This window comes from Leyella stercorea (assembly GCF_021531655.1).
In genome coordinates this window covers 1-9,128 of sequence record NZ_JADYUF010000070.1, presented here as the reverse complement: position 1 = coordinate 9,128, position 9,128 = coordinate 1, and the positions used below count along the sequence as shown (strand labels likewise).

Here is a 9,128-nt window from a genome sequence, read left to right as displayed (position 1 = left end):
AAATGTAATATGCACCTATCGGAAATCTGGCATAGCAAGAAAAACGACAGTCGCTTATCCCGAACTCAGGTTTATAGGATGTACAACGAGTTTTTTTGTACGCTCGGCATGAGCATTGTCTAACGGGTGGAAGTCCCGAGCAAGCCCTAATAGCGGGAATTGCATAGTCAAAGGCAAGGGTATCCATCCTTGGAAGATATGTAGGGCAGGGTATGCTACTTTAATGGGGCGTATCTCGAATGGCATCCAAAATAGAACCGCCGTATGCCGAACGGTACGTACGGTGGTGTGAGAGGTCGGTAAATACGAAAGTAGGAGATAAACACCTATGATTAGTGTTTACCTCCTACTCGATATCTAATTGATGTAATTCTTTACTTCTTGGTTATATCATACTTGTATATGCCGCTTTTCGCTGTGGTCTTGGTCTTCAGCGAGAGGCGGTATATTTTATTGCCCCATACGTCAGAGAGGCGCTTGTCGGTAAGTTCGATGGTTTCTATCGACGGTTCAAAGGTGTTGGCATTGTAGCTGAGCTGGGCCTTAACGCCCTTGACGCTGATGTTTACCACGCCCTTCTTGCTTATGTCGATGTCACCCCATGTCAGAAAATTAACGATGTTGGCAGCCTTTGCCTGGCTCAGCTTGAAGTTGTCGCTTACCGTCAGTTTGCCCTTTTTGAGCTGATATGATCGCACCCAACTTTCCACACAAGCCTCCTTAGGATAAGCACTGGCAAGCTCCACGCTGAAGCTCATAGAGCGGCGGTCGGCGCGTGCATTGGTTGCCTTATACTTCTTGCCATACTTCTCAGGCACACCGTTAATCATCGGAATGTTGTGGTAGTTGCCCTGCATTGTCCAGATGCTGTAACGCTCTGACGAGAATGTCTGGCGTGTATATGTGCCCACACCAGCGTCAATCATTATTGGTGTATTGTCGTAGTAGAGCACAAACGAGCCAATATCGTTGTGGTTATGACTCTCGTCGTTGTATCCGCCCTTACCTGCAAAGAAGGCTTCGGCATTGCGCATATAGCAGAACTCAGTCTGCGGATACCATGTGAAGGCGTCTGCCTTATATCCGCCCTTAGCCTGGCTCATCTCCTTAAGTACCTTCAATGCCTCAATCTGCTTGTAGGTGTCGAGCCATACCGAAGGCACCGACTCAGGCTTCTCCTTAAAGCAGTCTACAGCCATGTCCATCATTTCACGGCTGCCTAATGCCTTGCCACATCGGTACACCAAAGCCATATAATTGCTTACGTGTGCCGAAGCGTCGGCAAAGTTCACGGCATAGCCATTGCCTATGTACGACTTGGCAACAAACTCGCCCATATCCTTAACGAGCTTGTTGTTGAAGAGCGACACCTTGCCACCAGTTATCATCTGTAACTCTGATAGATAGTCGAACAACTTGCCAAAGGCGTGTCCCCAATATGTAGCACCCTCCTCGCAAGCTCCGTCTGCCTTTACGTAGTTAAGGTATCGGTCTACAGAAATCATCGACTTGTAAACAGCCTTAGTCAACTTGTCGCGGTCGTTCTCCAATAGCATGTAGCACAACAGAGCGTTGGCATTGCACCACGGATTCCAGTTGTTTACAAAAACTGTAGGACTTTCCTTCCATGCCATCCACCAGAAGTCGGTGCGGTTGATAAACGGGTCGAGCTCGCGCTTCTGCAATTCATGACGCAGGCGCATAGAGATGATTGGGTCTATCATGTCGAGCTGGTCGTGCAGGAAGTAGTATGTCCACGATAGCATCTGTGCCAGTCCACCCTGCTTCAGTTCGAGCACGTCGGTGCGATAGTCGGGTATTGCGCGTCCCGACTTCTGGAAGCGCACGAGGTGGGCCGATTCAGCCCATGTGCTCTGCTCGCAGAAGTAGAACACGCCATCCATAATGTCTGTTAGGAATCGTCCCTTGCCCTCAGCAAGCTCAGCCATAAGCAATTTGCCGAATGCTGTAGAGTTGCGGTTGTTGGGTTTCTCCATAATGTCGCGGCTGCCCGACTTCTCAAACTCCAGATATTGGCTTGCCTTAACCACCTCCCACTTGTAGTCGAGACATTTCTCGCCTGTCTTTATAATGTCGTCGCGATAGTCGCCAAGCAGATTGTTCCAACCATTGCGGTCAGAGTAGGCAGGGTAGGGCACCCACTTCTGGTCCATCACAAGACTGGCTTTAACCTCAGCCTCTGTTGCAGAGCGTTGCAGCAAGTCGCGTTTCTCGTAGGCATTTGCACCCATCAACGAGGCGGCAAATACAGCTAATATTAAAATGACTTTTTTCATATTACGTGAGTTCTGCTAAAACAAAAGGCCGATAGAAGTTATCCTGCTATAGTATAACTTCCATCAGCCTTTCATTATTTACCTAAATACTATTTTATAAAAACCGATCATTCGTGTTGTTTCAATCAGTTGTTAGTTCTCACCCCAACCTGGGTTCTGGCTGAGCTCAGGATTCTTCTCGCGTTCGCCCGACGGGATAGGCCAGAGATAGTCGCGGCTTGAAACACCATGAGTGTAGCGTATAGAGCCGGTAATTTCCTTCTCAGGCTTACCGTTGAGAGTCTCGAGCAGTCCCCAACGCTTCATGTCGTCGAAGCTCTGTCCCTCGGCTGCAAGTTCTACGGCACGCTCATGGCGCAGACGTGTGAACACTTCGTCGTGAGTCTTCACGTTGACTGGGCTTTCCTCGCCCTGCCATGTCAGTGCAGGCATTTCTACCGACGGACGCTGGCGCACCTGGTTGATATAATCAATAGCAACAGCATCATTGTTCAATGCCCACTCGCACTCTGCCATCATCAGCAACACGTCGGCGTAGCGTATAAGCGGGAAGTTGATAGGAGTATCGGCACGGTTGTTCATTGCACCGTTCATGTCGCCTTCCGGAACGAACTTGCGCCACAAGTAGCAGTCGTAGTTGCCGTTTACACGGATTACGCCATTGCCGTCGTTAAGACCCTTTGTAGGCAGTACGAATTCACTTGGAGCCACCTTGTTCTTGTACCATCCCAAATAGCTGCTGTACGGAGTGATAAGCGATGCAGCCATACGTGGGTCGCGGTTGGCGTACATCTGCTGCAGCTTCTCCTTGTACGGAGTATATGCAACTACTTTTGAATTCTTGAAGGTCGAGTTGAACACCTTCTTCTTAGTAGCGTCGTTGGTTTCGTAGTCTTTGGCTACGGGGTCGTCCTTGAAGAATTCCTTCCAGCTGAACTGGCGTCCGTCCTTCCACTCGTACGAGTCGGCGAATGTTGTAGCCACCATCACGTTGTTCCAGCAAGAGCCATAAGAAGCACGAGTACCCATGTAGAAGCACATAGGCATTCCGTAGTCGGTGCCTACACCGCCCATGTTCTGAATGGCGAAAATCATCTCTTTGCTCTCGTCACCTCCGGGGAGGAAGAGTCCGGCGTAGTCGTTGTACAGCTCGTAGCCACCGTGCTCGATTACATCCTTAAAGCACTCTTTGGCTTCTGTATACTGCTTGTTGTAGAGATATATCTTGCCCATAAGAGCACGTGCAGCATACTTTGTAGCGCGTCCGTAGTCGGCCGACTCCCACGACAGTGGCAGCACATTGTATGCCTCGTTCAAGTCGTCGATAATGAACTTGCGAATATCGTCGGCACTGCTGCGTGGCTTCTTCATTTCAGAATATTCTGTAGTAACGTCGGTGGTCTCGTCGTACAGAGGCACACCACCGAAGTAGTTGAGCAGTTCGTTGTAGAAGAGGGCGCGCATGAATCGTGCCTCAGCTTTGTATTGAGCCTTGAGCTGGTCGCTCATGTTGCAGTTGTCAACGTTGCGGATTACGATGTTGGCACGTGCTACTGATTCGTAGAGGTTGGTCCAGCGGTAGTTCACCCATGTATCTGCCATATCGTAAGTGCCGCAGGCAAACTTCTGGAACGACTGATTGTCGTAGCCCATGGCTACTCCGCCCAGTACGTCCATAGAGAATTTCAGTCCGAATACGTGGTCGGCCTGCATACGGCTGTAAACGCCCATCATTGCCGACTTGGCATGATCTTCGGTCTTAAAGTAGGTTCCAGACGAGAGCTTGTCGGTAGGATATCTATCTAAGTCGTAGCAACCTGTCAGAGACATTGTCAAGGCAAGTGCTGCTGATAATATTGTTATCTTTTTCATAATGAATTTTCGCTTAATGGTTAGAATGATATGTTAAGACCCAGTGTGCACTGCTTCATTGTAGGATAGTTCATTCCGCTTACTTCAGGGTCGAAGCCCTTGAAGCTTGTGAATGTGAAGAAGTTCTCCAAGCTGCAGTATACACGCACGCGCTGCACATTTATCATCTGTGTGAGGTTCTGCGGGACGGTGTAGCCGAGCTGGATGTTGCGTATCTTCAGGAATGAGCGGTCCTGCAGATAGAAGTCGCTGGGCTTGGTGTTGCGTGTGTCCTGATACTGTATCAGACGCGGATACTTGGCGTCGGTGCGACCTTCATACCAGCGGCCGTCTGCTACTTCCTTGTTGATTTGGTAGCCATAGCGCACGGTAGGAGTGTTGTATGCATCGTTCATCCAGAATGTCTTGATGCCGAGCTGTCCCTGAAGCAATGCCGCAACGTCGAAGCCCTTGTATGCAGCGTTGAGGTTGAGGCCGAATGTGAACTTCGGGTTGGTGCCGTCGCTCACGATTTCCTTATCCATAAGAGTGATGCAACCGTCGCCGTCGATATCCTTGTAGAGGAAGTCGCCCTTCTGAGGCTTGCCAAGTGCCATGAATGCGTTAGGATTCTTAGCTATCATTTCGTCTACAATCTTCATGTCCTCGTCGGTCTGCAGGATTCGGTCTACGCGCATCAGATACTGTGAGTTGATGCTGTGTCCTTCCCAGATGAGGTTGGCACCGCTGATTGACATGCCGCCCTTGTCCTTGCCTTTGAACTTGTCTACATTATTAGTAATGTAAGCGAAGTTGGCGTTTGCACCATAGGTGAAGTCGCCTATCTTGTCCTGCCATCCGAGTGTGAACTCAATACCCTTGTTGGTCACCTCTGCACTGTTCTGCTTAGGCAGTGCTGTTGTACCGTGTACGCCCGGAGCCGGGAGGTTGATAAGGATGCCAGTAGTCTTCTTGTTGAAGAAGTCGATAGTACCGGTCAGGTGGTTGTTGAAGAATCCGAAGTCAAGACCTACGTTGAATACCTTGGTCGACTCCCATGTAAGGGCTGAGTTAGAGATGGCTGCAAGTGCAAGACCAGGTACCATAAGGTTGCCGAGCACGTAGTTGTTGCCGCTTGTGGTGTAGAGCGACTGGTAGTCGTAGTTGCCTACCGAGTTGTTACCCAGTGCACCGTACGACAGGCGAAGCTTCAAGTTGCTCAGGTTGCCACCCAATACGCCTTCCATAAACTTCTCCTGGTCGATACGCCATGCTGCTGATGCTGACGGGAAGTAGCCCCAACGGTTGTCTTTAGAGAAGCGTGACGAACCGTCGGCACGGAGGTTGAACTCGAAGAGGTACTTCTCCTGCCAGTTGAGGTTTAGTCGGCCGAAGAATGAGCGCATAGCCCACTCTGTGCTTGAGCCTGATGATGTCGACTCGCCGGTAGCACCGTTGATAACGTCCATTGAGAGGTCGGTCAAGTCCTGGCGTGTTGCCGAGAAATTCTTCGAGCGGTAAAGCTCGTTAGAGAGACCAGCCATAGCACCGATAGCGAGGTTGTTCTTGAACATCTTGGTGTCGTAGCGTGCCACGAGGTCGTTGAAGTAGCGTTCTATCTTGCTGTCGGTATATTTGATTGATGTCTTGCCACGGTTGGTCCATGTCTGCTCGTCGGTGAGGAAGTTGTATGCATTGAGGAATACCGGCTTGCGGTGAGTCTCGCGGTCGAGGAATTCGTAGCTGTACGAACCGGTGAGCGAGAAGCCCTTGAACGGCTTCAATGTGGCAGTGAAGCGTGGACGAACGTTGTTCTTGCGGTCCTGACCTGCCCACTTGTTAAGACGGATGAGCGGGTTGTTGTTGGCACACTGGCCGCTGTCCTCGCTGTTGTTCAAAGCACCGTAGCGTCCGTCGGGAGCGCGGAAAACCATACCCGGAGTTGTAGCCGCTGTATATGTGAAGATGTTGTCAATCTCCTCAGCACCCGGTTCCAGGTCGCTCACGTAGCCACCAATCTGCATGCCGATGTTGAGCCATGATGTCACGTCGGCGTCCATGTTGAGGCGTACGGTGTACTTCTTCATACCGGCATTCTCCAAAACGCCAGGGTTGTTCATGTATCCGAACGAGCCGTAGAAGCGAATCTTGTCGCTACCGCCGCTGAGTGATACTACGTGGTTGGTCGATGTCGACGGCTTGAATGTCTCGTCAATCCAGTTGGTGTTAGGATATTTCAGAGGGTCGTTGCCATTGCGCCATTCAGCGATTTTATCTTCTGAGAAGTACTGGTTCTTGCCCGACTTAGGGTTAGAGTTGTAGTAGCCCTCGTTGATAAGTTCCATGTAGTCGGCATAGTTTGACACCGGAGTCAGAGTCTTGCGGATAGACTGGAAAGATACGTATCCGTTGTAGTCGACCTTGATTTTTCCCGATTTACCCTTCTTTGTAGTGATAAGGATAACGCCGTTGGCTGCACGCGATCCATAGATTGAAGCCGAGGCAGCATCCTTCAATACTGATACCGACTCAATATCCTGCGGGTTAACGGTGTTGATGCCCTGCTCTACACCGTCGATGATGATAAGAGGTGCCGATGAGTTGAGTGTACCCTGACCACGCACAAGGATTGATGCGTTGTCATCGCCCGGACGGTTGCTGCTCGATGAAACGTTTACACCGGCAGCTAGACCTGCGAGGGCCTGCGAAACGTTGGTGACGGGACGGCTCTCAGTCAGCTCGTCCATATTGATGGATGCAACAGCACCCGACATGTTCACCTTTTTCTGTGTGCCGTAACCTACAACAACAACTTCGTTGAGGCTCTTTGAGTCGGACTTGAGAGTTACCTTGAGCGACTTCTCGCCGTTGTACTTCACCTCCTGTGTCTGGAATCCGATGTAGCTGATTACGAGAGTCTGGCCCTTCTTCAAGCCTTTCAGTGTGAAATCGCCATCAATAGATGTAATGGTGCCTACGGTGTCCTGTCCCTTAATCTTGATAGTGGCGCCAATGATTGGCTCGCCCATATCGTCAAGGACGATACCCGTAACGGTTGTAGACTCCTGCTGTACGTTGGCAACATTATTTGTTGCCGGCGACGTGGCAGTTGCATTTCCAAATGCTGGATACATGCTGGCTGTAACACCAAGCATCAAGCCTTTCAGTAAAAGATTTGATTTGTGCATAGATCTTTTGTTTGGGTTTTTATTTCATATTTAGTATAATTTTATTTCAGATGTAGTATACGCTTACTTCAGATGTTGTGTGTGCTGAATGGCTCACTGGTTGTTTTAGGTAAATTATATTTTTCGGTTGCAAATTTAGTATAAATCAAGTATAATATCAGTACAAAATTATCCATTTGATGTGTGCAAATTATACAAATGAGACTTTTTAACTAAGCTTCTTCACGATAAATGATTTATTCTTTTGTGCGTTGCGAATCTAAATGATTTCGATGCTATATCCCCATTTAGCATGCTTTTTATTTCGTAATAATTGATTGTGTAAAATTTTTGAAAGTATACTTTTGTTTGTTTTGCTTAAAATTTGTAATTTTAATCTCACTACAACCATTAAATTATACAATGTTATACATTAGGTTTATAAAACGATTATTACTAATACTAATTGTCTGCTTATTCGCTCTCAATATCCAAGCCATGCGTTTCCGTCATCTGTCGATACCGGAAGGACTGTCGCAATTGTCCGTATTGTCGATATATCAAGACCGTCTTGGACGTATGTGGTTTGGCACTGAGGAGGGCGTAAATATATTTGATGGCAAGACGGTTACGGCTATAAAGAAGTTTCGCGGCATGAATCCGCACAATATCGAAGTGCGACGTATTTGTGGCGACGACAACGGCAACGTGTATTTTTCTTCTCGGCCGTTCGGTAGTAGCCATCGACGATCTTACCCAAGGCAGCAAGGTGATTGTCCACGACGATGTGTCGGCTCTTGCGTGTCATGCGGGCCATCTCTACTATGCTTGTAAAGGCCATCTCTACTCTTATCGCATAGCCGACAAGACGACAAAAGTCATTGCTTCAACGGTGGGTACCCGTCCCAATGCCATCTACATTGACCGTCGTGGCTATCTGTGGGCGGCAGACGGGTCGGGACTGTACAAGATTTCGGTGCAGTCGCGCCGTGTGCTGCGCTTTTATGAGGCAGGCAAGGCAGGATTGGGCGAAGTGGGATTCACTGATATCCGCGAGGACAGCAATGGTCGCATATATGTAGCGTCGGTAGGCGGCGGAATATACCGCCTCGACGAGAAGAAACATGCGTTTCAGGTGTTCGACACCGACAACAGCGACATTATGAGCAACTTCTGCTATGCCTTTGCCAATGTGGGCAAACAGCTGATATATAGCACCGAGCATGGCATTGGCGTGCTCAATACCACCGACGACTCCTTCCGTAATGTCGAGTTCTCGCACGACTTCCCCATTATTGGCATCAATCGTGGTTGCGGATTGTTTGCAGTCGGAAATACCATATTGGTGGGTGGCACTAATGGAATGGTGGCTATGGACGTAAGCCGACTGCTTGATACACGTACGCACCAAGTCTATCACCTTCACGTTCTCGTCTACGTCGCCACGTATAGAGTGCTGGTTCGACAAGCGCCAGATGCAAAAGGTGGTGTACAATCTCGTGTCCAATGCCTTCAAGTACGTCAGTCAGCAGACGGGCACTATCGAAGTGCAGCTCGATCAGGACGACCGTCATGCCTTATCGGATTGTACTTGCTTCCTCCTGCAATAGATTGGATATACCTGTTTATTTCATTTTCTTTCTTTTCCGTAACCGAACCGAAGACAAGTTTCAGGTTGTATCGGTTACTTTTTGCCCATAATCATTCCGTTTGTCTTAATCATCCCAATAATATATAGGTCTCAAGTTTCGGATTTAGAATTCAAGCCGTTTGAGCATACTCTCTAAGTGCAGCCAATCTCTTGTCATTCTCA

At 48.9% G+C, this 9,128-nt stretch carries 4 protein-coding genes and 1 pseudogene; 2 read left to right on the top strand and 3 right to left on the bottom strand.

Features of this window, described 5'->3' with window-relative positions; genetic code table 11:
- Positions 1-374 precede the first annotated feature (374 nt).
- The 3 genes from I6E49_RS13525 to I6E49_RS13515 all read right to left on the bottom strand — a co-directional run bounded on the left by I6E49_RS13525 (position 375) and on the right by I6E49_RS13515 (position 7,336).
- Entirely contained in the window at positions 375-2,297 is a 1,923-nt protein-coding gene (locus I6E49_RS13525; protein ID WP_235402979.1) for a heparinase II/III domain-containing protein, read from the bottom strand.
- A gap of 132 nt (positions 2,298-2,429) precedes the next feature.
- A complete protein-coding gene (locus tag I6E49_RS13520) occupies positions 2,430-4,169 on the bottom strand; it encodes a RagB/SusD family nutrient uptake outer membrane protein (RefSeq protein WP_235402978.1) in 1,740 nt (579 codons plus the stop codon).
- Positions 4,170-4,189: 20 nt separating this feature from the next.
- Positions 4,190-7,336, bottom strand: coding sequence for a SusC/RagA family TonB-linked outer membrane protein (locus tag I6E49_RS13515; RefSeq protein ID WP_235402977.1), 3,147 nt, complete (start codon positions 7,334-7,336; stop codon positions 4,190-4,192).
- A gap of 402 nt (positions 7,337-7,738) precedes the next feature.
- Between I6E49_RS13515 and I6E49_RS14690 the strand changes: the two are divergent.
- Together I6E49_RS14690 and I6E49_RS13510 are read left to right on the top strand one after the other, a co-directional pair.
- A pseudogene (locus I6E49_RS14690) lies at positions 7,739-7,882 on the top strand (hypothetical protein); the annotation flags it as partial.
- A gap of 121 nt (positions 7,883-8,003) precedes the next feature.
- Positions 8,004-9,053 (top strand): hypothetical protein, encoded by a 1,050-nt coding sequence (locus tag I6E49_RS13510; RefSeq protein ID WP_235402975.1) that lies wholly within the window; start codon positions 8,004-8,006, stop codon positions 9,051-9,053.
- Positions 9,054-9,128: the final 75 nt, after the last annotated feature.

Excerpts from the sequence above, each read along its gene's own strand:
- I6E49_RS13520 (WP_235402978.1), bottom strand. The coding sequence starts at position 4,169 with ATGAAAAAGATAACAATATTATCAGCAGCACTTGCCTTGACAATGTCT.
- I6E49_RS13515 (WP_235402977.1), bottom strand. The coding sequence starts at position 7,336 with ATGCACAAATCAAATCTTTTACTGAAAGGCTTGATGCTTGGTGTTACA.
- I6E49_RS13525 (WP_235402979.1), bottom strand. The coding sequence starts at position 2,297 with ATGAAAAAAGTCATTTTAATATTAGCTGTATTTGCCGCCTCGTTGATG.